Consider the following 26,952-nt stretch of genomic DNA (forward strand, 5'->3'; position numbering starts at 1 on the left):
TGGAGCTCTCGAAATCCTGGCTCGCCAGCAATTCGCGCAGGAAGACGGTCTCGCGCTTGGCATTGGGCAGTTCGATGCCGATGGCGTTCTTGCCCTGGACCACGGCGACGCGGGCCGCGATCGCGCTCATCGAGCGGGCGATGTCGTCGGCCAGCGCAATCACCCGCGAGGACTTGGTGCCCGGGGCAGGCTCAAGCTCGTAGAGCGTCACCACCGGGCCGGGGCAGGCCTGGACGATTTCGCCACGGACGTTGAAGTCCTCGAGCACGCCCTCGAGAAAGCCGGCATTCTGCTGCAGGATCTCGGTGGGAACGGTGGCCTCGAATGTCCGCGGCGGCTCGGCGAGAATCGTGATCGGCGGCAGCTCGAAGGCGGCCGGCCGCACCGGCTGCGACACCGTCTGCGCGACAAGGCGGGTCGGAACGCTGCGGCTTGCCTCAACGCGCGAAGGTTCGATGCGCGCGGGCTTGATGCTGGAAGGCTCGATGCGAGGCGGCCTGGCCGCCTGCTCCGCCCCGGTTTCGCGCGTCTTGCGCGTGACGACGATCCCGCGGCCGGCCGCGGGGATGGCATCAGTGGCAGGTGAAGCGTCGAGGATAGGTGCGACATCCACGGCAAGCGGGGCGGCAAGCGAGGCGACAGGAGCGGCGGTCGCGGGAGCCCTGCCCTCATCGGCATCGGACCATGACCGCGGCGATAGGGTGAGGCTGACAGTGTAGGCCTGGCTCGCGCTCGTCCAGCGCCCGGTAGGATCGGCTGACGGCAGGGTTACGGGAATAGCGATGCCCTTGCGAGGCGCGACAGGGCCCGCCTCGGCGAGCCCGAAGGGCGCTATGCCTGCAACGGCAGGCTCGGTCGTGTCGGCAGGCTCGACCTCATCGGCGTGCCGCTCGGCTTCGACGTCCTGCGGACGGCTTTCCGGCAAAAGCTCCCAGAAGGCGTGGTCCGAGATCAGGGCGAAGGGCGTCGCGGCCGCGCTGTCGTCGGCGGGGGTGCAATCCTCCGCCGGGGCTGCGTCATCCGGCACTGGGGCCGCAGCCGCTGCGGCCTCGCCATCATGGAAAGCGTCATCGGCCTGCGGCACCGCAGAGGGCAGCATCTCCGGCTCGGCCGGCTGCTTCAGCAGGCGGTCCGGCGTGCGCCAATAGCGCACCTCGCTACGCCTGGATTGGCTCGGCTCCGCTCTGGACATCCCGGCGGGATTGTCAGGGCCGCCATAGGCCGTGATCGCCGGAGGGCCGGCAAAGGCTCCGCGCGCCTGGGCCCGTTGCAGTTGGCTCCCCTGCGCTTGGCTCCCCTGCGCTTGGCTCGCTTGTGCTTGGCTCCCCTGCGCCGGCGTCGCATTCAGGACAGGGTTTGCGCGCCTGAGCCGGCTGGGTGCGGGAACAGCCGGCAATGTGTTGAGCCCGGTCTTGATCCCGCCCTTGTCGCGCGCCTCAGGGCTGAGGGACCGATCGCTGCGGGACGCAGGAAATCGCCCGGAAACGGCATCCTGCGGCAGGCTGTCAACGTCGAATTCAGGCATCGGATACCGCAGGTTTTGGAGATTTACTGACCGCCCACAGGCCTAGTTGGGCAGGGTTAAGAGGCGATAAATGTTCCCCCTGCCGAGAGCGCTTTCGCGCGGGACGGAGGCCGTCTCGCGTCAGGAAAACGCGTTGAAACAAAGAGTTGTGGCATTCTGTCCCGACTTTGACCCACGCCGTCATCCTGGGCGAAGCACAAACAAGCGCGGGGAACCCTCTCCTGTAAGGAGAGGGCAGGGTGAGGTGTCGGCCGTTTGACGTTTTGGCCGTGACCTCACCGCCGCTCCGCTGTGAGGTTTTACGCAACTGGTCCAGGGGCCTACACCTCACCCCTGCCCCTCTCACTGAACCCGGGTATACCCGGGTTCAGCACTTGGAGTGTCGAAGTCGGGTATACCCGACTTCGATGCAGGAGAGGGGTTCCCCGCGCGCTGCCTGGTTAGGCTCAGGCGTCGCAGCTCCTCAGAATAAGGGCTCGGGGAATTCTCAAACGGACTTTGAGATCCGGCGCCGCGGCTGGCTATGACGCCGAACTGGCGCCGGCGAGACCGGCCGGGCCGGAGCACGCCAGCGGCACAGGCCGACTCCTTGCCGAATGTCGGGAGCTGCACGGGTCGACGGCCTGCACATGACGGCACTGCATGCTGCCGGGGTTGAAGCCAGGCCCCTGACCGCAGCTATAAGGGTGCCGGCACGCAATGATGCAATAGAACCGCAGGAAGGAATGCCCGCATGGCCCAGGAACTTACCGGCAAGGAATTCACGGGCAAGCGCGTGATCGTGATGGGCGGCAGCCGTGGCATCGGGCGCTCCATCGCGCTTGGCTTCGCGGCATCAGGCGCATCGGTTTCGATCTGCGCCCGCAGCGCGGGGCCGCTCGAGGCGACGCGCCGAGAGCTCGAGGCGCTCGGTGTCACCGCTCATGCGGCGAGCGTCGACCTCGCCGATGCGGACGCGATCGCGGCCTATCTGCCCGAGGCGGTGCAGGCGCTGGGCGGGCTCGACGTCCTCGTCAACAACGCCTCGGGCTTCGGCCATTCCGATGACGAGGCGGGCTGGGCGGCCTCGCTCACTATCGACATGATGGCAGTCGTGCGCGGCAGCCATGCGGCGATCCCCCATATGAAACCGGGCTCGTCGATCGTGAACATCTCGTCGATCTCCGCCCTGCGGGCCTCGTCGCGCTCGGCGCCCTACGGCGCCGTCAAGGCGGCCGTGATGCACTACACGGCGAGCCAGGCGAAGATGCTGTCGCGGCAGGGCATCCGGGTGAACTGCGTCGCGCCCGGTTCGATCGAGTTCCCGGGCGGCACCTGGGAAGACCGCAGGACCTCAAACCCGGACCTCTACCAGACGACCCTGGCCAACATCCCTTTCGGCCGGATGGGCAAGCCCGAGGAGGTCGCCGAGGTCGTGCTCTTCCTCGCTTCCGCGAGAGCCAGCTGGGTCACCGCCCAGACCATCGTGGTCGATGGCGGGCAACTCGTCGGGCCCTGATCCCGGCCCCTATGAAAAGCCGCGGCGATCCGGGCTCCAAAGCGCGTCATGGTCGGGCCTGCGCCGACCTTCTCGCAAACCGGAGCGCGCTGGTTTACGAGATTCTTAAGGCGCAGACCTAAGAATGACGCGGTGTGATGGCTCCCGGCCGGCGCCGCTGCGGCGACGCCATGCCGCGTTTTCTCCGGGCTTGCCAGCCACGCCCCGGGACGGCAATCTCCGCCCGGCCAGACAATCCCCGCGCGGCAAGACGCTCAGCGGGCCATGCGCGATGATGCTGTCGTCGGGCAACAGGATATGGGACGACCAAGATCATGATCATGAACGGTGGCAATGCCGCAAACGGCGAGGATGCCGGCAGGCTGGACGCGAGCGCTCGGCTCAGGCTTCAGGCGGGGCTTCTCCACCGCCGCGCGTTTCTGGCGGGCTCGGCCGCCAGCCTCGGTGCGCTCGGGCTCGCCGGCTGCGCCACGACCGACGGCATGAGCCTCGCCGAGGCGCAGAAGGTCTACGGGCCGGTGCCGCAGGAGAAATTCCCGATTCCGGCGGTCGATGTCAGCAAGGTCGATCCGAAATATTTCCGCCGCACCGTGCGCTACGAGACCAAGGAAGCGCCCGGCACGATCATCGTCGATCCCGGCAATTACTATGTCTATCGCATCGAGGAAGACGGCGCGGCCACCCGCTACGGCGCCAATGTCGGCCGCGACGGCTTCCGCTGGAACGGTGACGCCTATGTCGGGCGCAAGTCCGAATGGGCGACCTGGACCCCGCCCAAGGAGATGATCAAGCGCCAGCCCGAGGCCGCGAAATACGCCCGCGGCATGCCCGGCGGCCTCGACAACCCGCTCGGCGCCCGCACGCTGCATCTCTACCAGAACGGCGTCTACACGCTCTACACGATCTATGCATCGAGCGACCCGGAATCGATCGGCTCGGGCATCACCAGCGGCTGCGTCGGCCTGCTCAGCCAGGACATGATTCACCTCTATGACCGCACGCCGGTGAAGACGAAGGTCGTCGTCCTGCCGGCGTAAGGTCCGGCCGGCCTCTCCCATCATGGTCGGGCTTGTCCCGACCATCCACGTCTTCGCTGGTCGAAGATCGTGCTGACGACGTGAATGCTCGCCACAAGGGCGAGCATGACGACCGGGTTGGCGCGTGGTTCCGAGGAGCTCACGCCACGCTGATGCTCGGCGCGACCCCGGTCACCGGCTTCGTCCGCGCCGCCTCGGCGCGCTACTACCAGCGCGACGCGGAGCTCACCGCCTCGATCAAGGGGCTTGCCGGCGCGAGCTTCAGCATCACGGGGGCGAGGCCCGACCGCAATGCGCGCCCTGCTCTCGGCGGGGGCCGACATCAAGCTCAGCCTCAGCGTCAGCCTCGGCATGCGCCTCGTCTCCGAACTCTCGGCAAACACACGCCGCATCGGCGGTACCGCCCAGCTGAGGGTCAGCTTCTGAGCTAAGCGCCGCCAAAGGGTGGCGGCGGCTGCAACAACGCGCTGAAGGCCTCAATGAGCTTGCTGCTCGGCCGCCCTCTTTGTCGGAAAAGGAAGATCGGCACACGAATGGTCGGGCTGAAACGACGGAAAATCAGCCCGCCGTCCCGGTTGATGCGTGCCGCCTCACTGTCGACGATGCCGATGCCGCATCCGGCAGCCACGAGCGCGCAGACCGTGACCCCGAGGCTGGCGTCGATTACACTGCGATATCGCAGACCGGCCCCGTCGAGCGCTTGCGTCAATCGACGCCTGAACTCGTCTTCAGGCCCCAGCGCCACGATCGTTTCATCGGCCAGGTCTTCGGCCCGGACCACGGACATCTCAGCCAGACGATGCCCCGCTGGCATTGCGATGACGCCTTCGAGCTCGAAGAGCTTGCGACGGGAGAGATTGTACTCCTCGCTTCGCAATTGGGCCACGCCCAGATCGATCTCGCCGGTCCCGACGAGCCGCGCTGCATCAGCCGAATTGCTGGAGTGCAGCGAGATCGTCACGTCGGGATGCTTCGCCGAGAAGCGCGCCACCATCGCCGGCAGCCAGGCGATTCCCAAGGCGGGAATGGTGCTGACCACGATGCGACCCTGCTTGCGGTCACGCAGGCCTTCGGCAAAGCGCGCCAGATTCTGCATGCCGAAATAGGTCCGCTCCACCTCCGTGTAGAGCAGCCGGGCTTCCTCCGTGGCAGCAATCCCCTTGGTCGTCCGCGAGAAGAGCCGCAAACCCAGCTCCGCTTCCAGCAGCTTGAGGGCCTTGCTCACGGCCGGTTGCGAGATGCGCAGGATGCCGGCCGCCTCGGTGATCGAGCCGGAGTCCATGATCGCCTTGAAAGTCTCGACCTGACGGTAATTCACGCCGCCAGCCATAACCTGAATTCATATAGATCGTAAACTTATGAATTTGAGATGGATCAATGCGTGTGGTTTCCTTGCCCCTGTCGCAGCCTTTCGTGCCCCGTCTGAGCGGTGCCCGGAGCGACCAAGAACGCAAAATGCGGTTCCTGATGCCGATGGAGCGATCGCGCTCCGCGGAACGATCAATTGCTAAAGCGTTTTCGAGCGAAGTGGCGACCGGTTCGCGTGAAGAAAACGCGTTAAAACAAAGTGCCAGATCAGTTTCCGATCCAAGTAGACCGGAAACTGATCCAGCTTGGGGAACAGCTGAACATGCGCAATCTTCGCCAAACCTGTTGTAACGCTGCCTTGCTTGTCGGGCTCTCCGCTCTCGCAGGGCAGGCCCAGGCGCAACCGGCAGGGGTTCTGCGGGTCGCGGTCGGAGCAGACCCGGCGACCTTCGACCCTGCCTTCAACGACCTGCCTGTGGGCAACGCCGTGGATCTGGCCGTGCTGGAGGGCCTGTTCCGGCTCGACCCGCAGAACAACGTCGAGAAGAGCCTGGCCTCGGAGTCCTCCTTTTCGCCGGATGGCAAGATCTTCACCGTGAAGATCAAGTCCGGCAAGAAGTTCAGCAATGGCGATCCCCTGAATGCGGAAGCGGTCGCGGCCAGCTTCAACCGCATGCTCGACGAGAAGACCGGCTCGATCTACCGGGGCCTTTATGCGTCGCTCGGCACGATCAAGGCCGTCGGCGAGGATACGGTGGAATTCCATCTCTCCGAACCCAACGGGCATATCCTGATGCTGCTCGCCAGCACAGCGGCGAGCATCGTCAACGTCAAGTCGGTCAAGGAGATGGGAGCCGAGTACGGTCGCAAGCCCGTCGGTTCCGGCCCCTATAAGGTCGATCGCTACGTCGGCGGCGAAGGCTTCAAGCTCGTGCCCAACCCGACCTATGCCGGCGATTACCCCGCGACGCTGAAATCCATCGATTTCATCGTCGTGCCCGAGGACGGCTCGCGCATGGCGCTGCTCGAGACGGGGGCCGCCGACATCGTCGAGCGCGTGCCGCCGGAATCGATGGCGGCGATCAATGCGCTCAAGGACGCCAAGGTCGTCAATCCGCCCAGCATGTTCTCCATCAATATGGAGATGGTGCTGCGTGGGCCGCTTGCCGACGCCAAGGTGCGCAAAGCGCTCAACATGGCGGTCGATCGCGACGGCATCGCCAAGGGCATCCTCGGCGGGCTCGGAACGCCCTCCGTCGGCATGGTCGGCCCCGGCACGCAGGACGAATTGCGCAAGACTTTCCCGCCGATTGCATTCGATCCGGACGGCGCCAAGAAGCTGCTGGCGGAAGCCGGCTACAAGCCCGGCCAGCTCTCGCTCAGCTTCACCTGCCCGACCGGCCGCTACATCAAGGACGTCCAGGTCTGCCAGGCGCTGGCCGGTTCCTTCGAAAATATCGGCATCAAGGCGACGCCGCTCGTGGTCGACCGCGGCACATGGAGCAAGGTGATCGGCATGGAGCCGACGGCCCGCACCGACAATATGGGCATGGTCGGACGCGCGACCGCCGGCATGGACTACACACTCTACCGGCTGTTCTTCACCGGCGTCGGCGCCAACCGCACCGGCTACGCCAATCCGCGGGTCGATGCCTTGCTCAAGGAAGGCCGGGCCGCGACCGACCCGGCAAAGCAGAAGCAGATCTATGGCGAGGTGCAGGAGATCGTCTGGAACGACCAGCCCTTCCTCTTCCTCTGGTACCAGACCCAGGCCATCGGCGTCGCCAATCGCGTGCAGGGCTTTGCCGTGCAGCCCAACGAGACCCTGGTTTTCGACAAGGTGACCCTGAAGTAACAGCGCCAGCGCAGGAGCCGCGACGATGTTCGTTCTCAGACGCCTGTCCAGCGCCTTGCCGACGCTGTTTGCAGTCTCGCTGCTGGTCTTCCTCTTTGTCGATCTGATCCCAGGCGACCCGGCGCAGATTCTCGCCGGGCCGACCGCCTCGAATGAGGAGATCGAGAGCATCCGCAAGTTCCTCGGCCTCAACGAACCGCTCCTTTCACGCTACGGGCAATTCCTTCGCGGCATCTTCGACCCGTCCGTGGCAACCTCGTTCCGGACCCACCGGCCGGTCGTCGTCGAGCTGGCGGAGCGGCTTCCCAACACGCTGATCGTATCGATCGGCGGGCTGGCGATCGGAGTGGTCCTCGGCACGCTGGCCGGCATCGTCTGCGCGATGCGTCCCGGCGGCATTGCCGATGCCTTGATCACCGTTTTGACGCTGGCCGGCATCTCGATGCCGATCTACTGGCTCGGCCTGCTCTGCATCTGGTATTTCGCGGTCAATCTCGGCTGGCTGCCGGCCGCCGGCGCTTCGACGCCGATGCATTTCGTCCTGCCGATCCTCGTCATCGCGACGCGGCCGGCGGCGATGTTCAGCCGTCTTGTCGCGACCAGCCTGACCGAGAGCATGGGCCGGGACTATCTCGACACCGCCCGCGCCAAGGGCCTGAGCGAGACCCGCGTCGTGCTGTTCCACGCGCTGCGCAATTCGCTGATCGCCGCGGTCAGCGTCGCCGGCGTCCAGTTCGGCGGCATGCTGGGCGGATCGGTCGTCACCGAGACGGTCTTCGGCATTCCCGGCGTCGGTCGCCTGCTGGTCGATGCGGTCTCGCGCGCCGACTATCCGGTGATCCAGTACGCGATCCTGATGTTCGCGGTCTTCTTCGTGGCGATCAACCTCGTCACCGACCTGCTGACGCAGTGGCTGGATCCACGCACGCGCGACCAGGAGAGGCTCGCGTGAGCCTGGCCCAGGACATGGCCGCCGTCCCGGAGCGGGCCGAAAGCACAACCGCCAAGCCGAACCCGGCCTGGACGCTGCTGCGGCGCATCCTCGTGCAGCCCAAGGGAGCCGTCGGCCTGACGCTGGTCGTGCTCTACCTGGTACTCGCCGTCATCGGCCCCGCGCTGGCGCCGCAGGATGCCTTCCGGCAGAACTTCGCGCAGACCCTGCGCCCACCTTCCGCCGCGCATTGGTTCGGCACCGACCAGCTCGGCCGCGACGTCTTCAGCCGCATCCTGATCGGGGCACGCGCGACCCTGGGGATCGGCGTCGGCGGCGTCACCGTCGCCTTCCTCATCGGCGTGCCCCTCGGCATCCTCGCCGCCTGGCGCCGGGGCTGGATCGAGGCCGTGCTGATGCGCGCCATCGACGTCATGCTGAGCTTTCCCGACATCGTCTTCGCGCTTGCCGTCGTGGCGATCCTCGGCGCGAACACCCAGAACGTCATCATCGCGGTCGGCGTCGTCTCCATTCCGGTCTTCGCCCGCACGGCCCGCGCCGTGACGCTGAGTGTGCTCGCGGAGCCCTATATCGAAGGCTCGGTCGCGCTCGGCGCCAGCCCCGCCCGCGTCATCATGCGCCATGTCCTGCCCAACATCTCCGGCACGCTGCTGACGCTCTCGACCCTGCTCTTCGCCTCGACGCTGCTCTCGGCCTCGGGCCTCGGCTTCCTCGGCCTGGGCACGCAGCCGCCTTTCCCGGAATGGGGCACGATGCTCGGCGACAGCCGCTCCTATATCCGCAGCCATCCCTATCTCGCGACGTTCCCGGGCCTGTTCCTCGCGGTCTCGGCGCTCGCCTTCAACCTGCTCGGCGACGCGCTGCGCACGATCTACGACCCGACCAGCCGCCGCGCCGCTCGCCGGCTGCCCATGCTGAACTTTCTGCGGCGCCGCACGGCCGCGTCCGCGCCGCCTGCCGCAGGTCTTGCCGCAGCTCCTGCCGGCCCGGATGCGCCCGTCGTCGCGGTGGAGGGCCTGCACCTCGCTTTCCGGACCGGAGAGGGCCTGCTCGAGGTGGTTCGCGGCGTCGACCTGACGATCTGCGCCGGCCGCACGCTCGCCATCGTCGGTGAATCCGGCTCCGGCAAATCGACCCTGCTGCGCGCCATCGGTACGCTCGCCAACCCGCAGGAGGTCGCGATCACAGCCGGCACCGTGGCGATCGGCGGCGAGCCGGCGCTGGGATTGCCGGCCGCGGCGGTCCGCGACCTCCGGCGGCGCAAGATCGGCATCGTCTTCCAGGACGCGGCGAGCGCGCTGAACCCGGTCCTGACGGTTGGCGCCCAGCTCGCCGAGGCGGTCCGCGCCGGCTCCCGGCTCGGTCCGCAGGCGGTCAGGCAGCGCTGCATCGCGCTGCTGCGCGACGTGAACATCGCCGACCCCGAGCGCCGGCTCGAAATGTATCCGCACCAGTTCTCCGGCGGCATGAAGCAGCGCATCGTCATCGCCATCGCGCTCGCCCAGAATCCCGAGCTGCTGCTCGCCGACGAGCCGACCAGCGCGCTCGACGTCACGATCCAGCAGCAGATCCTGGTGCTGCTGCGCGAGATCCAGCGCAAGCGCGGCATGGCCATCCTGCTCGTCACCCACGACCTCAATCTTGTGGCCCGCTTCGCCGACGACGTCGCGGTGATGTATGCCGGGCGCCTGGTCGAGAGCGGCGCCATCGCGACGGTCCTGGAACAGCCGCTGCACCCCTATACCCAGGCGCTGCGCGCCTCGGCTCCCGGCGCCGGCGAGGGGCGAGGCCAGCCCTTGCGCAGCATTCCGGGCGAGCCTCCGCTGGTCGGCCAATTGCCCTCGGGCTGCGCCTTCCGCCCGCGCTGCCCGCGTAGCGCGAACCGCGCGGAATGCGCGGCGCAGGAGCCGCCGGAGCGAATGGTCGCCAGCCGGCAGGTGGCCTGCGTCTTCGCCGAGGAGGCGCTGTCATGAACGCGCCGTTCCGGCTGCCCCTGACACCCGATGCCGCCAGCGACGACGTCGTGATCGTCCAGAATGTCAGCCGCCATTTCGGCAGCAGCAGGACTGGCCTGTTCGGCCGCCGCGCCGCTCCGGTCGTTCGCGCCGTCGAGGACGTCTCCTTTCGCGTCCCGCGTGGATCCTGCTTCGCCATCGTCGGAGAATCGGGCTCGGGCAAGAGCTCTCTCGCGCGCCTCGTCGTCGGCCTGCTGAGGCCGACCAGCGGCGAGGTCACGATCGGCAGCGTCGCCCTGTCTTCGCTCGACGACGCCGGGCTGCGCGGGATGCGACGCAAGGTCCAGCTCGTGCTGCAGGATCCGCGCGCCTCGCTCGATCCGCGCATGACGGTGCTCGACACCCTGGCCGAGGCATTGACAGTTCACAGCCTGCATCGCGACCGGCAGGCGCGGCGCGAACGGATCGACGCCGTGATCGGCATGGTCGGGCTGAGCCAGGCCCATCTGACGCGCTATCCCCACGAGCTCTCCGGCGGCCAGCGCCAGCGCGTCGCCATCGCGCGCGCGATCGTCTGCGAACCTGAGATCCTGGTGCTGGACGAGCCAGTGAGTGCGCTCGACGTCTCGGTTCAGGCGCAGATCATCAATCTGCTGGCCGATCTGCAGGCCAGGCTCGCCTTGACCTATATCGTCATCACCCACGATCTGGCGCTGGTCGCGCATATGGCCGACGCGGTGGGCGTGATGTATCTCGGCCGCTTCGTCGAGCAAGGCGATGTCGGCGACGTCTGCGGAGCGCCGCGCCACCCCTACACCCAAAGCCTGATGGCGATCGCGGCCCAGGTCTCGCCGCTGGACCGCGATCGCCCGGCGACGGTGCTGGAAGGCTCGATCCCGAGCCCGCTCGCCATTCCCTCAGGCTGCAGCTTCCACACGCGCTGTCCTCGCGCGCGGGCCCTCGCTGCTGCAGGCGTCGAAGCCGTCGACACCGCCGATGGCCGGCTGGCGCGCCTATGCGTCGAGGCTGCTCCCCTTCCCCATCCTGCGCCGGGAGGCCGCAGCACAGCGAAGTGCCATTTCGCGGATCAAAGCCTCCCTGATCAAAGCTCCTGAAACGACGAAGGATCGATCGATGTCCGATCACAGCAACGCCTCCGAAATCGTGATTGTCGGCGGCGGCATCTACGGCACGAGCCTGGCCTACCAGCTCGCCGGCACAGGCAAGACGGTCACCCTGCTCGAAGCGGGCGAGATCGCAGATGGCGCCTCGGGCGGGCCGGGCGAACGTGGCGTGCGCGCCAATGGCCGCGATCTGCGCGAATTGCCGATCTGCGCCGTCTCGCAGCGTCTCTGGGGCGAGTATCAGCAATCGATCGAGGGCGGCGTCGGCTTCCGGCGGGTCGGCGGCCTCAAGGTCTTCGACATTCCCTACGGCCATCGCGAGCATGAGGTTCGCGGCCGTATGGCGACGACGGCTGCCACACAGGCCAGCCTCGGCACGCCCTCGCAGGTGCTGACGCGCGAGGAAACCCTGGCACGCGAGCCCGAGCTCGCCGCCGGCACCATTGGCGCGATCTACTGTCCCAATGATGGCGTAGGCGACCATGGCTTCGCGACGCGACAATTCGCGAAGGAGGCTGCCAAGGCGGGCGTCGTCATCCGCACCGGCGCCCGCGTGACCGGCATCGTGCAGTCGCGGGGCGTCGCGACCGCGGTGACGCTCGCCGACGGCGAGACGATCCCCGTCGGCGAAAAGCTGATCGTCGTCGCCAATGCCGGCGCCGAGGCATTGTTGAAGCCGGTGCTTAAGCCCTACGAGTTCGGCCCGGTCTGGAACCTGATGCCGCAGATGCTCTACGTCACGAACCCGCTGAACAAGACGGTCAACCACCTGCTCTCGCATGCCCATCGTCGTCTCGCGATCAAGCAGTTGCCCGACAGTGTGCTGATGCTCTCGGGCGGCGCCCATGTCGCCTATACGCAGGAAGGGCTGTGGAAGGGCTCGCTCAGCGCCATGACGCAGAACGTCACCGACGCGATCCAGACCATGCCCTTCATCGACAGTTCCAGCTTCCTCAAAGCCGATGCCTCGCGGGTCGAAACCGTCACGGCCGACCTGATCCCGCTCATCGATCAGGTCGAGGCGCTGCCCAATGTCATCTTTGGCTATGGCTGGTCGGGCCATGGCTTTGCGATCTCGCTCGGCTTCACCAAGCTCCTGACCGACTGGGTCATCTCCGGCGTCAAGCCCGAGGCGCTGGAGCCGTTCTCTCCGTCGCGTTTCCATGCGCCGGCACGATTCCTGGCCGACGCCACGCTCGGCCGCGCCGCAGCCTGAGGGCGCATCCCTCTGAATCAAGTCCCTTAGCGGAGGCGGGCCCGGCCCGCCTCCGGAACCCATCAGAGCAGTTTCCGATCCGGTTGGATCGTTCAATTGCTCTAGGACCTTGTTTTAACGCGCTTTCTTCACGCGAACCGGTATCCGCTTCGCTTGAAAACGCTCTAGGATTCACCACTGCCATGCTGCCTGAACTCGACCTCGCCGCTCCCGGCAAGACCATTCACGATCTCGGCCCGATCGCCGGCGCGCTCGACGGCGTCAAGGGCGACAGCCTCTGCTGCATCAATAACGGCGAGGGCCCGTCGGTCCTGCTGCTCGGCGGCATCCATGGCGACGAGTACGAGGCGCAGATCGTGCTGCGCCGCCTGGCGGAGCGCCTCACGGCCGCCGATGTGACCGGGCGCGTCCTGATTGTGCCTTCGATCAACTTCCCGGCTTCCGAGAAGGGCAAGCGCCTGTCGCCCTTCGACGGCCAGAACATGAACCGCTGCTTCCCGGGCAAGATCGACGGCACGCCGACGGAGCGTCTTTGCGCGTTCGTGACGCAGCATCTGTTCCCGGCCGTCGACCTGCTGATCGACGTGCATGCCGGCGGCAGCGACGTCTTGGTCGTTCCGATGGTCTTCGGTTTCGCCACGGGCAAGAGCAAGGTCGATGACGCGCGCCTGAGGCTGTTGATGGAGGCCTGGGGCTATCGCTTCGTGCAGCATGTCGACGGTATCGACGAGACCGCCTGCGGCGCTGCGAAACTGGCCGATCTCGCCTCGATCGAGGTGGAAGGCGGCGGCGGACGGATGAAAACCGCCGAACTCGAGATCATGGAGGCCGGGATTTTGCGCGCGCTCGCGGCGTTCGGTGCGATCAAGCCGCAACTCGCGCCCCTGCCCTTTTCCGGCGTGCATTTCAGTGCCGGTCCCGAGGGACAGTATCTGGCGCCATACCCCGCCCTCGTCGAGCACCGCGTCGCCCTCGGAGACGAAGTTGCCAAAGGCCAGATCGTCGCACGGCTTCATCCAGCAGTCGCAGGCACGGCATCCGCAGAAGACATCCTTGCCCCGATGCCAGGTTATGTGCTCCGCCAAACCGAGCACGCCTTCGTCGCCAAGGGTCAGTTGATCGGCAATATCGGGACGCCGCTCTGATGATGACAAAACGCCGGGCGGCGCTATGGCATCGCGCAGTGCTGCAAACTCAGGCCAGCGGGCCGTCGATCGTCTTCGAGGGCTGCGCCAGGCCCAGCAAGGCTTCGCGGTCCCGGATTTCGACGACCGGGCCGGAAACGGCGACCCCGTAGGGGATCAGGGCCGAGATCGAGCGCGACAGAACCTCCGGGGCCATGCCCAGGCGCGCGGCCAGCACCTTCTTGTCGAAAGGCAAGGTGAAGCGGCCGCTCTGGCCGGTTTCGAGATCGTGGCTCAGCAGCCAGTTCGCGAGCCGCTCCAGGCTGGAGCGGAGCTTCTGGTTCTTCAGTTCGCGCACGACGCTGCGGTAGGCCAGCGCCAGGTCCAGCGCCAGGGTTCGCGCGAAGGCTGCATCCTCGGCGAAGACCCGGCGCACCATCTCCGCCGGAATCAACAGGACACGCGAGGGAACCAGCGTCCGGGCGGACTTCAGATAGACGCGGTCGCTGATCACCGCCGCGACGATGAAGCCGTGCCCGGGCCCGACGATCGAAATCGTCGTCTCCCGGTCGCGATAGGGGCAGTACATCTCGATCTGGCCGTCGATGACGACATGCAGGAAATCGGCGGGATCTCCTTCCCGCGCCAATTCGACATGCGCGGGAAAGCGCTGCAGGAACGAAGCCCGCAGCATCATCTCGGCATTTGCCGGGCTCACGCCGTCAAACAACCGAATCGCGCGCATCTCCTCGATTTCGTCGTTGCGCATGTCCAGTCCCCGTCGCGCCGCGATACAAGCCATAACTTGATTATTATCAAGAATACAAGCCATTGATCAAGGCAAATGAATTGCGAAACAAAGCACCGGTCATTGATCGATCCCTGGCGCGCACTTGAAAGATTTCTACGCTTATTCGAAGTTGATTTGGATCAACGCTAAACAATAGCCGCCCTGAAAATCCTGTCGCCAGCAAGTATCGCTAGCTTGGCGAAGGACACGACACATGGCGGGCGCCCCAATCTCATCGGCTGAACAAGGCAGGGCCCTGTGGCTCTCCACGGTCGCCTTCACAGTCTGCTTCGCCGTCTGGACGATCTTCGCGATCATCGGAATCCAGATCAAGAAGGACCTCGGACTCTCGGATACGCAGTTCGGCCTCCTGGTCGGCACGCCGATCCTGACGGGCTCGCTGATCCGCCTGCTGCTGGGCATCTGGGCCGACCAGTACGGCGGACGGGTGGTCTACACCATCACCATGCTCTCGGCGGCGGTGATGACCGCGCTGCTGGTCTTCGCCTATGACTACACCACCTTCCTGATCGCGGCGCTCGGCGTCGGCATCGCCGGCGGCTCCTTCTCGGTCGGCGTCGCCTATGTCGCCAAGTGGTTTCCTCGGGAGAAGCAGGGCACGGCGCTCGGTATTTTCGGAGCGGGCAATGTCGGCGCGGCCGTCACCAAATTCGCGGCGCCCGTCATCATGGTCGCCTATGGCTGGAAGACGGTCGCGCTGGTGTGGGCGATCGTGCTCGCGCTCACGGCGGTGGTGTTCTTCCTCTTCACCAAGGACGATCCCGACCTGGCCCGTCGCCGCGCCTCCGGCGAGAAGCCCGAGCCGCTCTCGGCAATGATGGAGCCGCTGAAGAACATTCAGGTCTGGCGCTTCTCGCTGTACTACTTCTTCGTCTTCGGCGGCTTCGTCGCGCTGGCGCTCTGGCTGCCGCGCTACCTGATCGGCGTCTACGGCCTCGACATCGCCACGGCAGGCATGGTCGGCGCCGCATATTCGATCCCGGCCTCGGTGTTCCGGGCCTATGGCGGGCATCTCTCCGACAAATACGGCGCACGCCGGATCATGTACTGGACCTTCCTGGTCGCGGTCGTCTGCACCTTCATTCTCGCCTATCCGCCGACCCAGTATGTGATCGAGGGTATTCGTGGTCCCGTCGCGTTCTCGACGCGGATGAGCCTGGGCGGCTTCATGGTGGTGGCCTTCGTGCTCGGCTTCTTCATGAGCCTGGGCAAGGCGGCGGTCTACAAGCACATCCCGGTCTATTATCCCGATCGCGTCGGTGCGGTCGGCGGCGTGGTCGGCCTTGTCGGCGGCCTCGGCGGCTTCCTCATGCCGATCGCCTTCGGCGCGCTCAACGATCTCACCGGCGTCTGGCAGAGCTGCTTCTGGCTGCTCTTCCTGGTCGCGTCCGTCTCGCTGATCTGGATGCATGTCGCCATCCGGCAGATGGAGAAGGCCGCAGCCGAAGCCGGCGTGCCGGCGCGCAACCTGCCCGAGCTTCCCGAAATGCAACCCGTCCATGGCGAAGCCCAGACGGGTGCGCTCGCGGCCAGCGGCGCCATCGCCGACTGGCGCCCCGAGGACAAGGACTTCTGGGAGGCCAAGGGCAAGGCCATCGCGCGGCGCAACCTGTGGATCTCCGTTCCCTGCCTGCTGCTGTCCTTCGCGGTCTGGATGGTCTGGTCGGTCGTCGTCGCCAAGCTGCCCAGCGTCGGCTTCGCCTTCACCAATGAGCAGCTGTTCTGGCTCGCCGCGCTGCCGGGCCTGTCGGGCGCGACGCTGCGCATCTTCTACAGCTTCATGCCCGCGATCTTCGGCGGCCGGCTCTGGACGACGCTGGCCACCTGGTCGCTGCTGATCCCGGCGCTCGGCATGGGCTTTGCGGTGCAGGACCCGCAGACGCCCTACTGGATCTTCCTCGGCCTGGCGCTGCTATGCGGCTTCGGCGGCGGCAACTTCGCCTCCTCCATGGCCAATATCTCCTTCTTCTTCCCCAAGGCGGAGAAGGGCAACGCGCTCGCCATCAATGCCGGGCTCGGCAATCTCGGCGTCAGCGTGGTCCAGTTCGTGGTCCCGCTCGCCATCACCGCCGGCGTCTTCGGCAGCCTGGGCGGCCTGCCCCAGACGGCGACCGTGGCGGGCGTCACCTCGACGCTCTGGCTGCAGAATGCCGGCTTCGTCTTCGTGCCCTTCATCGTCGCATCGGCCTTCGCGGCCTGGTTCGGGATGAACGACATCGCGACGATGAAGGCCTCCTTCGCCGACCAGGCGGTGATCTTCCGGCGCACCCATAACTGGATCATGTGCTGGCTCTATACCGGCACCTTCGGCTCCTTCATCGGCTTCTCCGCGGCGTTCCCACTGCTCTCGAAGATCCTCTTCCCGGAGGTGAACGTCCTGCAATACGCCTTCCTGGGGCCGTTGGTCGGCGCGGTCTCGCGCGCCGTCTCCGGCAAGGCCTGCGACAGGATCGGCGGCGCGCGGATCACCTTCTGGGTGTTCATCGCGATGAGCCTCGGCGTGACCGGCGTGCTCTACGCCATCGGCATGAAGGGCGACCCGAGCGCCTTCCCGGTCTTCTTCGCGAGCTTCCTCTTCCTCTTCGCCGCGACCGGCATCGGCAACGCCTCCACCTTCCAGATGATCCCCGCGATCATGCGCCTCGAGGTGGCACGCCTCGAGCCCGGCCTGAATCCGGCGGAACGGGTCAAGCAATCCGACAAGGAGGCCGCCGCCATCATCGGCTTCACCTCGGCGGTGGCCGCCTATGGCGCCTTCTTCATCCCGAAGAGCTTCGGCACCTCGATTGCGATGACGGGCGGGGCGGAGGCGGCGCTCTACGGCTTCCTCGGCTTCTATCTGAGCTGCATCGTGATCACCTGGCGGTTCTACACGAGGCGCGGCGGCCTGCTCTTCGAGACCGAGCATGGCCGCAAGGCAGCGCCCGCGACGCCGGCCCTGACCGCGGCCGAATGACCCCCGCTTTGCGCCCCTGACTTCCCTGAGAGGGATCCGACATGAGTCACTTTCTCGATCGCCTGACTTTCTTCAACAAGGTCTCCGAGCCCTTCTCGAACGGTCACGGCATCATGACCAGCGAAGACCGGCGCTGGGAGGACGGCTACAGGAAGCGCTGGCAGCACGACAAGATCGTGCGCTCCACCCACGGCGCCAACTGCACCGGCTCCTGCTCCTGGAAGATCTACGTCAAGGGCGGCATCGTCACCTGGGAGACGCAGCAGACCGACTATCCGCGCACCCGGCCGGACCTGCCCAACCACGAGCCGCGCGGCTGCTCGCGCGGCGCCTCCTATAGCTGGTATCTCTACTCCGGGAATCGGGTGAAATACCCGTTGATCCGCGCCCGGCTGCTGAAGCTGTGGCGCGAGGCGCGCGCCACCCTGACGCCGGTCGCGGCGTGGAAAAGCATCGTCGAGAACCCCGACAAGCGCGCGGCCTATACCGCCAAGCGCGGCCATGGCGGCTTCGTCCGGGCCAGCTGGGACGAGGTGACCGAGATCATCGCCTGCGCCAACGCCTATACCGCCAAGACCTATGGCCCCGATCGCGTTTTCGGCTTCTCGCCGATCCCGGCGATGTCGATGGTCTCCTACGCCGCGGGCTCACGCTACCTGTCGCTGATGGGCGGCGTCTGCATGTCCTTCTACGACTGGTATTGCGACCTGCCGCCCGCCTCCCCCCAGACCTGGGGCGAGCAGACGGACGTCCCGGAATCGGCCGACTGGTACAATGCCGGCTTCATCATCCTGTGGGGCTCGAACGTGCCCCAGACCCGCACGCCCGACGCGCATTTCTACACCGAGGCGCGCTATCGCGGCATGAAGAGCGCGGTGATCTGCCCCGACTACTCCGAGGCCTCCAAGTTCGGCGATATCTGGCTCAGCGTGAAGCAGGGCACGGATTCGGCGCTGGCGATGGCGATGGGCCACGTCATCCTCAAGGAATACCATGTCGACCGGCAGGCGGCGTATTTCCGCGACTATGTGCGCCAGTACAGCGACATGCCGATGCTGGTGAAGCTGGTGAAGCAGGGCGACAACCTGGTGCCCGACCGCTTCCTGCGGGCGTCCGATTTCGACGCCGGCCTCGGCGAGGCCAACAACCCGGAATGGAAGACCGTCGCCTATGACGAGACCTCCGGCAGGATCGTCGTCCCCGCAGGCACGATCGGCTTCCGCTGGGGCGAAAGCGGCAAGTGGAATCTCGAGGAGAAGGACGCAAGCGGCGTCGAGACGCGGCTGCGGCTCTCGCTGGCCGAGATCAGGGACGATCTGGCCGAGGTCGCCTTCCCCTATTTCGGCAATATCGAGCACGAGCATTTCGCCTCGACCGATCACGGCAGCATCCTGAAGCGCCGCCTGCCGGTGAAGCGCCTGGCGCTGAGCGAGGGCGAAACGCTCGTGGCCTCGGTGCACGACCTCTTCCTCGCCAATTACGGCGTCGATTGCGGCTATGGCGGCGACAACGTCGCCGCCTCGCTGGACGACGACACGCCCTACACCCCGGCCTGGGCGGAGAAGATCACCGGCGTCTCGCGCGACAAGATCATCCAGGTCGCCCGGGAATTCGCGACGAATGCCGAGAAGACCAAGGGCCGCTCGATGATCATCATCGGGGCGGCGATGAACCACTGGTACCACGCCGACATGAACTATCGCGGCGTGATCAACATGCTCGTGATGTGCGGCTGCGTCGGCCAGTCAGGCGGCGGCTGGGCGCATTATGTCGGCCAGGAGAAGCTGCGCCCGCAAGCCGGCTGGGCGCCGCTCGCTTTCGGACTGGACTGGGGCCGCCCGCCACGGCAGCAGAACTCGACCTCGGCCTTCTACGCCCATACCGACCAGTGGCGCTATGAGACGGTGCGCGTCGGCGATCTCGTCTCGCCGACCGCGCCCGATGGCCCCTGGGACGGCGCGCTGATCGACTACAACATCCGCGCCGAGCGGATGGGCTGGCTGCCCTCGGCGCCGCAACTGGAAACCAACCCGCTCCAGGTCGCCAGGGATGCAGCCGCCGCCGGCATGGAGGCCAAGGACTATGTCGCGAAATCGCTGAAGGACGGCTCGCTGAAGCTCTCCTGCGAGGACCCCGACAATCCGGTCAACTGGCCGCGCAACCTGTTCGTCTGGCGCTCCAACCTGCTCGGCTCCTCGGGCAAGGGCCATGAGTATTTCCTGAAGCACCTCTTGGGCACGACCCATGGCGTGCTCGGCAAGGATCTGGGCCAGGAGGGCAAGGCGCGTTCGACCGAGGCGGTCTGGCATGAGAAGGCGCCGGAGGGAAAGCTCGACCTCCTGGTCACGCTCGACTTCCGGATGTCGACGACCTGCGTCTATTCCGACATCGTCCTGCCGACGGCGACCTGGTACGAGAAGAACGACCTCAACACCTCCGACATGCACCCCTTCATCCACCCGCTGACCAGCGCGGTCGATCCGGCATGGGAGGCGCGCTCGGACTGGGAGATCTACAAGGGGCTGGCGAAGGCCTTTTCGCAGGTCGCCCCCGAGGTGCTCGGCGTCGAGCAGGACGTCGTCCTCACCCCCATCAAGCACGACAGCGCCAACGAGATCGCGCAGCCCTTCGAGCCGAAGGACTGGAAGACAGGCGAGTGCGAGCCGATCCCCGGCAAGACGATGCCCGTGGTGAGCGTGGTCGAGCGCGACTATCCCAACCTCTATGCCCGCTTCACCGCGCTCGGCCCGCTGATGGACACGGTCGGCAACGGCATCAAGGGCATGGCCTGGAAGACCGGCCATGAGGTGGAGCATCTGAAGGCGCTGAACGGCGTGCATCTCGAGGGCGCCAATAAGGGGCTCGCCCGGATCGTCAGCGACGTCGACGCCGCCGAGATGATCCTGATGCTGGCGCCGGAGACCAATGGCGAGGTCGCGGTCAAGGCCTGGGCCGCGCTCGGCAAGGCGACGGGGCGCGAGCACACCCATCTGGCGCTGCCGAAGGAAGACGAGAAGATCCGCTTCCGCGATGTCGTCGCGCAGCCGCGCAAGATCATTTCCGCGCCGACCTGGTCGGGGCTGGAAAGCGAGAAGGTCTGCTACAATGCCGGATACACCAACGTCCACGAGCTGATCCCGTGGCGCACGCTGACCGGCCGCCAGCAGCTCTACCAGGATCATCTCTGGATGCGCGCCTTCGGTGCGGGCTTGTGCGTCTACCGCCCGCCGCTCGACTTGCGCTCGGTCGCGCCGGTGATCGACCTGAAGCCCAATGGCGAGAAGCAGATCGTCCTCAACTTCATCACGCCGCACCAGAAATGGGGCATCCACTCCACCTATACCGACAATCTGATGATGCTGACGCTCTCGCGCGGCGGTCCGATCGTCTGGCTGAGCGAGACCGACGCCAAGCGCGCCGGCATCGTCGACAATGACTGGGTCGAGGCCTTCAACAGCAACGGCGCCCTGGTCGCCCGCGCCGTCGTCTCGCAGCGCATGAAGGACGGCACGCTCTTCATGTACCACGCCCAGGAAAAGATCGTGAACATGCCGGGCTCGGAGATGACCGGCAATCGCGGCGGCATCCACAACTCGGTCACGCGCATCGTCATCAACCCGACGCACATGATCGGCGGCTACGCGCAGCTGTCCTACGACTTCAACTATTACGGCACGATCGGAACCAACCGCGACGAGTTCGTGGTCATTCGCAAGGTCAAGACCGTCGACTGGCTGGAGCGCCCGCACAAAGACGCTGCGAACACCTCCCCCCTCGCCCAAGCCGCCGAGTGAAAAGGACGACGACGATGAAAATCCGCGCTCAGATCGGCATGGTGCTGAATCTCGACAAATGCATCGGCTGCCATACCTGCTCGGTCACCTGCAAGAACGTCTGGACGAACCGCGAGGGCATGGAATACGCCTGGTTCAACAACGTCGAGACCAAGCCCGGCATCGGTTACCCCAAGGATTGGGAGAACCAGGACAAGTGGAAGGGCGGCTGGCGCCGCAAGTCGAACGGCAAGATCGAGCCGCGGATCGGCGGCAAGTGGCGGATCCTGGCGAACATCTTCGCCAATCCCGACATGCCGGAGATCGACGACTACTACGAGCCCTTCACCTTCGACTACGAGCACCTGCAGAAGGCCCCGGAGCTGGAGGCCTTCCCGACCGCCCGGCCGCGTTCGCTGATCACCGGCGAGCGCATGGAGAAGATCGAATGGGGGCCGAACTGGGAGGAAATCCTCGGCGGCGAATTCGCCAAACGCTCCAAGGACGCCAATTTCGAAGGCATCCAGAAGGAGATGTACGGCCAGTTCGAAAACACCTTCATGATGTATCTGCCGAGGCTGTGCGAGCACTGCCTCAATCCGACCTGCGCCGCCGCCTGCCCCTCGGGCGCGATCTACAAGCGCGAGGAGGACGGCATCGTCCTGATCGACCAGGACAAGTGCCGCGGCTGGCGCATGTGCGTCTCGGCCTGTCCCTATAAGAAGATCTACTTCAACTGGTCCTCGGGCAAATCCGAGAAATGCATCTTCTGCTATCCGCGCATCGAGGCCGGCCAGCCGACGGTGTGTTCGGAAACCTGCGTCGGCCGCATCCGCTATCTCGGCGTGATGCTCTTCGACGCCGACCGCATCCAGGAGGCGGCATCGACGCCGTCCGAGCAGAATCTCTACGAAGCCCAGATGGACATCTTCCTGGATCCCAACGATCCGGCGGTCATCGCCCAGGCGCGCGCCGACGGCATCTCGGAAAACTGGCTCGAGGCGGCGCGCCAGTCGCCGATCTGGAAGATGGCGATGGAGTGGAAGGTCGCCTTTCCGCTGCACCCGGAATACCGCACGCTGCCCATGGTCTGGTACGTGCCGCCGCTCTCGCCGATCACCGCCGCGGCGGAGGCCGGCAAGATGGGCATCGATGGCGGCATGCCGGATGTGAAGTCGCTGCGCATCCCGCTGAAATACCTCGCCAACCTGCTCACCGCAGGTGACGAGGCGCCCATCGCCAGGGGGCTCGAACGCATGCTGGCGATGCGCGCCTATATGCGCGCCAAGACCGTGGACGGCGTGATCGACGAGGCCATCGCCAGGCGCGTCGGGCTCACCGCCGCGCAGATCGAGGCGATGTACCACGTCATGGCGATCGCCAATTACGAGGACCGCTTCGTCATCCCCACCACGCATCGCGAGGTCAGCGAAGACGCCTATGAGCTTCGCGGCAGCTGCGGCTTCAGCTTCGGCGACGGCTGCCTGCCCTCCGATACGAGCGTCAACCTGTTCGGCGGCGTCAAGGCCAAGAACGACAAACCGAAGCTGGGAGCGCTGTGAGATGAAAACGCTGAAGGTTCTCTCCGCGCTCCTGTCCTATCCGACCGAGGAATTGCTCGCGGCGCGCGGCGAGCTCATCGAGGTGATCGAGCGCGAGGGCGTCCTGCCGGGGACCGAGCGCGCCGCGGTGAAGCGGCTGATCGACGGCCTGGCGGATGGCGATCTGATGGATCTGCAGGAGCGCTACATCCTGCTGTTCGACCGGACGCGCGCGCTCTCGCTGCATCTCTTCGAGCATGTGCACGGCGAAAGCCGCGACCGTGGCCAGGCGATGGTCGACCTGATCAAGGTCTATGAGGATGGCGGCTACACGCCGACCGTGACCGAGCTGCCGGACTTCCTGCCGCTCTTCCTCGAATACGCCGCGACGCGCTCACCGGCGGAGGCCGTCGAGCTCATCGGCCAGCCCGCGCATGTCTTTGCGGCGCTGCGCGAACGGCTGCGCAAGCGCAGCTCGCCTTACGAGGCCGTCTTCGCCGCGCTGGGCAAGCTCAGCAAGGTCAAGCCCGACGCCGCCATGATCGCGCGGCTCCTGGCCGAGCCTGATCCCGAGCCCGATGATCTCGAGGCGCTGGACGCCGCCTGGGCGGAAGAGGAGGTGCTGTTTGGTCCAGGCGCCGCCGCCGAGGACTGCGGCAAGGACACGCTGTCGGCGAAGCTGCGCCAGGCGCGCCGTCCCGCCCCCGGGCTGGAGCCGGTCCCGGGAGCCGGCCCCCGCACCCAGATCACCCATTCCGGCATTTCGCCCCGCACGGGAGCCTGAGCCATGCGCGACATGATCTTTCAAGTTCTCTTCGTCTGGTATCCGTATTTCTGTCTCACCGCCTTTCTGTTCGGCAGCCTGATCCGGTTCGACCGGGAGCAGTACAGCTGGAAGGCGAGCTCCAGCCAGTTTCTGCGCAAGCGCCAGATGCGCTGGGGCTCGAACCTCTTCCATGTCGGCATCCTGTTCCTGTTCTTCGGCCACGCCGCCGGGCTGCTGACGCCGAAATTCATCTACACCCTGTTCCTCACCGTCGAGCAGAAGCAGCTGATCGCGATCGTCGCCGGCGGCATCGCCGGCAGCCTCTGCTTCGTCGGCCTGTCCCTGCTGCTGCATCGCCGGCTGTTCGATCCGCGCATCCGCCAGACCTCGACCACAATGGACATCGCTGTCCTCGCCATCCTGTGGGTGCAGCTCTGCCTCGGCCTCCTGACCCTGCCCTTCTCGCTGTCGCATGCCGACGGCTCGGTGATGCTCATTCTCGCCCATTGGGCCCAGGGCATCGTCACGCTCCAGCCCGTCGACGGCGCCACGCTGCAGGGGCTGGCCTGGCCCTATCTGCTCCATCTCGTGCTGGGCATGACGATTTTCCTGATCTTCCCGTTCTCGCGCCTCGTCCATGTCTGGTCCGCACCGGTCTGGTATCTCGGCCGCAGGGGCTTCCAGCTTGTCCGGACCCGCCGCGCGCTCGCGCCGCGGACCGCCGGCCGATCCTCCACGCAGCCGGCGGAGTAAGACGTCATGACCACACCCCTTGCCTCCCCTTGCGCGGTCAAGCCCGCCATCACGGCCAAGCCCAGGACCGTCAGCGTCAACGGCATCGCGATCTCGCGTGCCGCGATCGGGCGCGAGACGCAAAACCACCCCGCCGCCAAGCCGATCGAGGCCTGGCAGGCGGCGGCCCGGGCGCTGGCCGTGCGCGAGCTCCTGCTGCAGGAGGCCAGGCGCCTGGCGCTCCAGCCCGATCCGGCTGAGGATGAAGAGGGCCGGCGCGAGACCGACGAGGAGGCGCTGATCCGCCAGCTCGTCGCCCAGGAAATCGTCACGCCCGAGGCCGACGAGGCCGCCTGCCGGCGCTATTTCGACGCCAACCGCCAGCGCTTCCAGTCGCCGGCTATCATCGAGGCCAGGCATATCCTGCTGCCGGCCGGGCCGAAGGATGAGGTCGCCCGCGCGGAAGCCCGCCGGCATGCCGCGCTGCTGATCCTGCAGATCCAGCAGGAGCCCACCTGCTTCGCGGATCTCGCGGCGGCTGTCTCGGCCTGCCCATCGGGCAAGACCGGCGGCCATCTCGGGCAGATCGGCCCGGGCCAGACCGTGCCCGAATTCGAGACGGCGCTCGGCCATCTGCCGGTGGGAACGGTCGGCGAGGCTGCGGTCGAGACCCGCTATGGCCTGCATGTCGTGTGGGTCGAGCGCCGAATCCCGGGGCAGCAGCTGCCTTTCGAGGTCGTGCGCCAGCGGATCGGCGCCTGGCTCGGCGAGAAGGTCCGCCGTCTGGCGATCCAGCAATACATCACGATTCTCGCAGGCCGCGCCGAGATCACCGGGGTGGAGATCGCGTCCAGCCCGTCACCGCTCGTCCAGTAGGAGGCCGCCATGCAGCTTGGAGCACTTCTGACCCGGTTGTCGGACGAGACCGACGCGGCGACCGCACTCGATGCGCTCGGCGACGTCGTCCTGCTCGCGCAGATCCAGGCGCTGGGCGACGAGCATGACGAAACGCCCGGCGAATATGTCGCCAATGCCTCGCGCCGCTACGCCGCATTGGCGAGCGACGAGGACTGGCTGGCGCTGATGACGGCGATCGAGCGCGCCGAGGATCCGGGCCGGGCCGTGATCGGCAAGATGCTGCGCTGGGCGATCGCGCGCGACACCGCCCCAGCTCCGGTAGCGGGCGGCTGCTCATGCGGCTCCGGAGGCTGCGATGGCCACTCATGAGCCCGCAAGCCGCGACCAGCTCAGCATCGAAGCCATTGCCCCGGCGCTCCTCGACGATCCGCTTGCGTATCTTTTCGCCGATCATTTCCGCCAGCGCCGTCTCTGCGCCGCGCTGCGCCACCATGCCGAGACGGGCCATGTCGATCGCGCGGAGGCCGAGATGATCGTGGGCTATCTGCGTCGCGACCTTGTCCTGCATTACCGCGACGAGGACGAGGACCTGTTTCCGCTGCTGCTGCGCCGCGCCCTGCCCGAGGACGATCTCGCCGCGGCGCTCGGCCGCCTTGCCGAAGACCACCGCCAGGCCCGGCAATCGCTCGAGGCCATCATCGGCGCCCTGGCCGGGCGGCCGGCGGATGACCCGGTGAAGCTGGCGCGCGGGATGCGCAAGCTGATGCTGGCCTATGCGGCGAGCGAGCAACTTCACATGGCCGCGGAGAACGGCATCGTCCTGGCCATCGCCCGCATCCGGCTGCGGCGCGAAGACCTGAAGGCGATGAGCCGGAACATGAAGCAACGGCGCGGAGTGCCGGCCTGATGTCGCGCACGCTCGACCATCTCTTCGACCGCAACGTCGCCTGGGCCCGGTCCAAGACGCGCGACGACCCGCGCTTCTTCCAGCGCATGGCCGAGCAGCAGACGCCGCGCTATCTCTGGATCGGCTGTTCGGACAGCCGCGTCACCGCCAATGACGTGCTCGGCCTCGACCCCGGCGAGGTCTTCGTCCACCGCAACATCGCCAATATCGTCCACACCAGCGACATGAACATCCTGTCGGTGATCGAATATGCCGTCGAGCAGCTGAAGGTCGAACACATCATCGTCTGCGGCCATTACGGCTGCGGCGGTGTCGAGCGCGCGCTGATGGCCGAACGCGGCGCCATTCTGGACCATTGGCTGCAGCCGATCTCGATGCTTCACCGCAAGCATCTTGCGACCTTCGACGCGATCCGGGACGCGACCGCCCGCCTCGACCGGATGTGCGAGATCAATGTCGAGATGCAGGTTCGCCGGGTGGCGCAGACGCCGATCGTCGAGAACGCCTGGGCGCGCGGCCAGGAGCTCAACCTGCATGGCTGGATCTATTGCATCCAGGACGGCCTGCTGCGCGAGCTCGGCCCGCATCTGTCATCGATTTGCGAGCGCGACGCCCTGCCCTCGATCGACCAACGCGTCCTCGCCTCGCTCGGAGGTGCCGCGCCGGCCCGGCGCAAGGCCCATGCCGTCCGCGCGAACCGGGCGCGGCGCGAGGCCGCGACGGGCTGCTCCTGCCCCGTAGCCGCGGAGGAACGCGCGTGACCCCGTCGAGCTTCCCTCACGATCGCCCCTCCGCAGCCGGCGCGGGCGGCGAGCTCGGCCTCGCCGGCATTGCGCCGCTCGCGCGCGCTCCGCTGGTCGATCCGTTCGGCCGCGACATCTCATACCTGCGCATCTCGGTGACGGATCGCTGCGATCTGCGCTGCGTCTACTGCATGTCCGAGGACATGACCTTCCTGCCCAAGCGCGACCTGCTGACGCTGGAGGAGATCGACCGCCTCGCCACCGCCTTCGT

At 66.5% G+C, this 26,952-nt stretch carries 21 protein-coding genes and 1 pseudogene; 19 read left to right on the forward strand and 3 right to left on the reverse strand.

What is annotated here, in order from left to right:
- On the reverse strand, window positions 1–1,153 hold a 1,153-nt coding region (locus CYD53_RS30465), incomplete at its 3' end, for a DNA translocase FtsK (protein ID WP_281261278.1).
- A gap of 1,105 nt (window positions 1,154–2,258) precedes the next feature.
- On the opposite strand from CYD53_RS30465, the gene CYD53_RS28820 reads away from it, so the two are divergent.
- The 3 genes from CYD53_RS28820 (at window position 2,259) to CYD53_RS30900 (ending at window position 4,486) form a co-directional block, all read left to right on the forward strand.
- The gene (locus CYD53_RS28820) at window positions 2,259–3,023 is read left to right on the forward strand and encodes an SDR family NAD(P)-dependent oxidoreductase (RefSeq protein ID WP_103721516.1); all 765 of its coding nucleotides are present in this window, start codon (window positions 2,259–2,261) and stop codon (window positions 3,021–3,023) included.
- 314 nt (window positions 3,024–3,337) lie between these two features.
- Window positions 3,338–4,060, forward strand: a complete 723-nt coding sequence (locus tag CYD53_RS28825; RefSeq protein ID WP_103721517.1) for a L,D-transpeptidase — start codon at window positions 3,338–3,340, stop codon at window positions 4,058–4,060.
- 291 nt (window positions 4,061–4,351) lie between these two features.
- Window positions 4,352–4,486: a hypothetical protein gene (locus CYD53_RS30900; RefSeq protein ID WP_281261279.1), complete on the forward strand. Its 135-nt coding sequence runs from the start codon at window positions 4,352–4,354 to the stop codon at window positions 4,484–4,486.
- A 1-nt stretch (window position 4,487) separates the two neighbouring features.
- Here the strand turns inward: CYD53_RS30900 and CYD53_RS28830 are convergent, their stop codons facing one another.
- On the reverse strand, window positions 4,488–5,390 hold the full coding sequence (locus tag CYD53_RS28830; RefSeq protein ID WP_103721518.1) for a LysR family transcriptional regulator: 903 nt from the start codon (window positions 5,388–5,390) through the stop codon (window positions 4,488–4,490).
- 300 nt (window positions 5,391–5,690) lie between these two features.
- On the opposite strand from CYD53_RS28830, the gene CYD53_RS28835 reads away from it, so the two are divergent.
- The 6 genes from CYD53_RS28835 to CYD53_RS28860 all read left to right on the forward strand — a co-directional run bounded on the left by CYD53_RS28835 (window position 5,691) and on the right by CYD53_RS28860 (window position 13,615).
- A complete protein-coding gene (locus CYD53_RS28835; RefSeq protein ID WP_103721519.1) occupies window positions 5,691–7,223 on the forward strand; it encodes an ABC transporter substrate-binding protein in 1,533 nt (510 codons plus the stop codon).
- 25 nt (window positions 7,224–7,248) lie between these two features.
- On the forward strand, window positions 7,249–8,175 hold the full coding sequence (locus CYD53_RS28840; RefSeq protein WP_103721520.1) for an ABC transporter permease: 927 nt from the start codon (window positions 7,249–7,251) through the stop codon (window positions 8,173–8,175).
- A complete protein-coding gene (locus CYD53_RS28845; RefSeq protein WP_103721521.1) occupies window positions 8,172–10,148 on the forward strand; it encodes a dipeptide/oligopeptide/nickel ABC transporter permease/ATP-binding protein in 1,977 nt (658 codons plus the stop codon). Before CYD53_RS28840 ends, CYD53_RS28845 begins: the two co-directional genes overlap by 4 nt.
- Window positions 10,145–11,245 (forward strand): ABC transporter ATP-binding protein, encoded by a 1,101-nt coding sequence (locus tag CYD53_RS28850; RefSeq protein ID WP_181012072.1) that lies wholly within the window; start codon window positions 10,145–10,147, stop codon window positions 11,243–11,245. Before CYD53_RS28845 ends, CYD53_RS28850 begins: the two co-directional genes overlap by 4 nt.
- Before the next feature lie 19 nt (window positions 11,246–11,264).
- The gene (locus CYD53_RS28855) at window positions 11,265–12,470 is read left to right on the forward strand and encodes an NAD(P)/FAD-dependent oxidoreductase (RefSeq protein ID WP_181012073.1); all 1,206 of its coding nucleotides are present in this window, start codon (window positions 11,265–11,267) and stop codon (window positions 12,468–12,470) included.
- A 182-nt stretch (window positions 12,471–12,652) separates the two neighbouring features.
- Window positions 12,653–13,615 carry a M14 family metallopeptidase gene (locus tag CYD53_RS28860; RefSeq protein ID WP_103721524.1) on the forward strand — a complete coding sequence of 321 codons (963 nt, stop codon included), beginning with the start codon at window positions 12,653–12,655 and terminating at the stop codon, window positions 13,613–13,615.
- 49 nt (window positions 13,616–13,664) lie between these two features.
- On the opposite strand, the gene CYD53_RS28865 is transcribed toward CYD53_RS28860, so the two are convergent.
- On the reverse strand, window positions 13,665–14,363 hold the full coding sequence (locus CYD53_RS28865; protein WP_181012074.1) for a cyclic nucleotide-binding domain-containing protein: 699 nt from the start codon (window positions 14,361–14,363) through the stop codon (window positions 13,665–13,667).
- Window positions 14,364–14,598: 235 nt separating this feature from the next.
- Between CYD53_RS28865 and CYD53_RS28870 the strand changes: the two genes are divergently transcribed.
- The 10 genes and pseudogenes from CYD53_RS28870 to CYD53_RS28915 form a co-directional block, all read left to right on the forward strand.
- A complete protein-coding gene (locus CYD53_RS28870; RefSeq protein WP_103721526.1) occupies window positions 14,599–17,361 on the forward strand; it encodes a nitrate/nitrite transporter in 2,763 nt (920 codons plus the stop codon).
- A gap of 41 nt (window positions 17,362–17,402) precedes the next feature.
- On the forward strand, window positions 17,403–21,155 hold the full coding sequence (locus CYD53_RS28875) for a nitrate reductase subunit alpha (protein WP_103721527.1): 3,753 nt from the start codon (window positions 17,403–17,405) through the stop codon (window positions 21,153–21,155).
- A gap of 14 nt (window positions 21,156–21,169) precedes the next feature.
- Entirely contained in the window at window positions 21,170–22,696 is a 1,527-nt protein-coding gene (gene narH, locus CYD53_RS28880) for a nitrate reductase subunit beta (protein WP_103721528.1), read from the forward strand.
- A gap of 1 nt (window position 22,697) precedes the next feature.
- Window positions 22,698–23,459 carry a nitrate reductase molybdenum cofactor assembly chaperone gene (gene narJ / locus CYD53_RS28885; protein ID WP_103721529.1) on the forward strand — a complete coding sequence of 254 codons (762 nt, stop codon included), beginning with the start codon at window positions 22,698–22,700 and terminating at the stop codon, window positions 23,457–23,459.
- Between the two features lie 3 nt (window positions 23,460–23,462).
- Window positions 23,463–24,194: a respiratory nitrate reductase subunit gamma gene (narI, locus tag CYD53_RS28890; RefSeq protein ID WP_103721530.1), complete on the forward strand. Its 732-nt coding sequence runs from the start codon at window positions 23,463–23,465 to the stop codon at window positions 24,192–24,194.
- 6 nt (window positions 24,195–24,200) lie between these two features.
- Window positions 24,201–25,049, forward strand: coding sequence for a peptidylprolyl isomerase (locus CYD53_RS28895; protein ID WP_103721531.1), 849 nt, complete (start codon window positions 24,201–24,203; stop codon window positions 25,047–25,049).
- 9 nt (window positions 25,050–25,058) lie between these two features.
- Entirely contained in the window at window positions 25,059–25,400 is a 342-nt protein-coding gene (locus CYD53_RS28900; protein ID WP_103721532.1) for a hypothetical protein, read from the forward strand.
- On the forward strand, window positions 25,387–25,938 hold the full coding sequence (locus CYD53_RS28905) for a hemerythrin domain-containing protein (protein WP_103721533.1): 552 nt from the start codon (window positions 25,387–25,389) through the stop codon (window positions 25,936–25,938). The genes CYD53_RS28900 and CYD53_RS28905 overlap by 14 nt, the downstream gene beginning before the upstream one ends.
- On the forward strand, window positions 25,938–26,699 hold the full coding sequence (locus CYD53_RS28910; protein WP_103721534.1) for a carbonic anhydrase: 762 nt from the start codon (window positions 25,938–25,940) through the stop codon (window positions 26,697–26,699). Before CYD53_RS28905 ends, CYD53_RS28910 begins: the two co-directional genes overlap by 1 nt.
- Window positions 26,696–26,952, forward strand: a pseudogene (locus CYD53_RS28915) (hypothetical protein); the annotation flags it as partial. The gene CYD53_RS28910 and the pseudogene CYD53_RS28915, both read left to right, overlap by 4 nt.

It is taken from the genome of Allobosea psychrotolerans, from assembly GCF_002917105.1.
Lineage (GTDB): Bacteria > Pseudomonadota > Alphaproteobacteria > Rhizobiales > Beijerinckiaceae > Allobosea > Allobosea psychrotolerans.

Bases quoted from the DNA above. Each gene is read 5' to 3' on its own strand.
- CYD53_RS28820 (WP_103721516.1), top strand. From the start codon at position 2,259: ATGGCCCAGGAACTTACCGGCAAGGAATTCACGGGCAAGCGCGTGATC.
- CYD53_RS28825 (WP_103721517.1), top strand. From the start codon at position 3,338: ATGATCATGAACGGTGGCAATGCCGCAAACGGCGAGGATGCCGGCAGG.
- CYD53_RS30900 (WP_281261279.1), top strand. From the start codon at position 4,352: ATGCGCGCCCTGCTCTCGGCGGGGGCCGACATCAAGCTCAGCCTCAGC.
- CYD53_RS28830 (WP_103721518.1), bottom strand. From the start codon at position 5,390: ATGGCTGGCGGCGTGAATTACCGTCAGGTCGAGACTTTCAAGGCGATC.
- CYD53_RS28835 (WP_103721519.1), top strand. From the start codon at position 5,691: ATGCGCAATCTTCGCCAAACCTGTTGTAACGCTGCCTTGCTTGTCGGG.
- CYD53_RS28840 (WP_103721520.1), top strand. From the start codon at position 7,249: ATGTTCGTTCTCAGACGCCTGTCCAGCGCCTTGCCGACGCTGTTTGCA.
- CYD53_RS28850 (WP_181012072.1), top strand. From the start codon at position 10,145: ATGAACGCGCCGTTCCGGCTGCCCCTGACACCCGATGCCGCCAGCGAC.
- CYD53_RS28855 (WP_181012073.1), top strand. From the start codon at position 11,265: ATGTCCGATCACAGCAACGCCTCCGAAATCGTGATTGTCGGCGGCGGC.
- CYD53_RS28860 (WP_103721524.1), top strand. From the start codon at position 12,653: ATGCTGCCTGAACTCGACCTCGCCGCTCCCGGCAAGACCATTCACGAT.
- CYD53_RS28865 (WP_181012074.1), bottom strand. From the start codon at position 14,363: ATGCGCAACGACGAAATCGAGGAGATGCGCGCGATTCGGTTGTTTGAC.
- CYD53_RS28870 (WP_103721526.1), top strand. From the start codon at position 14,599: ATGGCGGGCGCCCCAATCTCATCGGCTGAACAAGGCAGGGCCCTGTGG.
- CYD53_RS28875 (WP_103721527.1), top strand. From the start codon at position 17,403: ATGAGTCACTTTCTCGATCGCCTGACTTTCTTCAACAAGGTCTCCGAG.
- narH (WP_103721528.1), top strand. From the start codon at position 21,170: ATGAAAATCCGCGCTCAGATCGGCATGGTGCTGAATCTCGACAAATGC.
- narJ (WP_103721529.1), top strand. From the start codon at position 22,698: ATGAAAACGCTGAAGGTTCTCTCCGCGCTCCTGTCCTATCCGACCGAG.
- narI (WP_103721530.1), top strand. From the start codon at position 23,463: ATGCGCGACATGATCTTTCAAGTTCTCTTCGTCTGGTATCCGTATTTC.
- CYD53_RS28895 (WP_103721531.1), top strand. From the start codon at position 24,201: ATGACCACACCCCTTGCCTCCCCTTGCGCGGTCAAGCCCGCCATCACG.
- CYD53_RS28900 (WP_103721532.1), top strand. From the start codon at position 25,059: ATGCAGCTTGGAGCACTTCTGACCCGGTTGTCGGACGAGACCGACGCG.
- CYD53_RS28905 (WP_103721533.1), top strand. From the start codon at position 25,387: ATGGCCACTCATGAGCCCGCAAGCCGCGACCAGCTCAGCATCGAAGCC.
- CYD53_RS28910 (WP_103721534.1), top strand. From the start codon at position 25,938: ATGTCGCGCACGCTCGACCATCTCTTCGACCGCAACGTCGCCTGGGCC.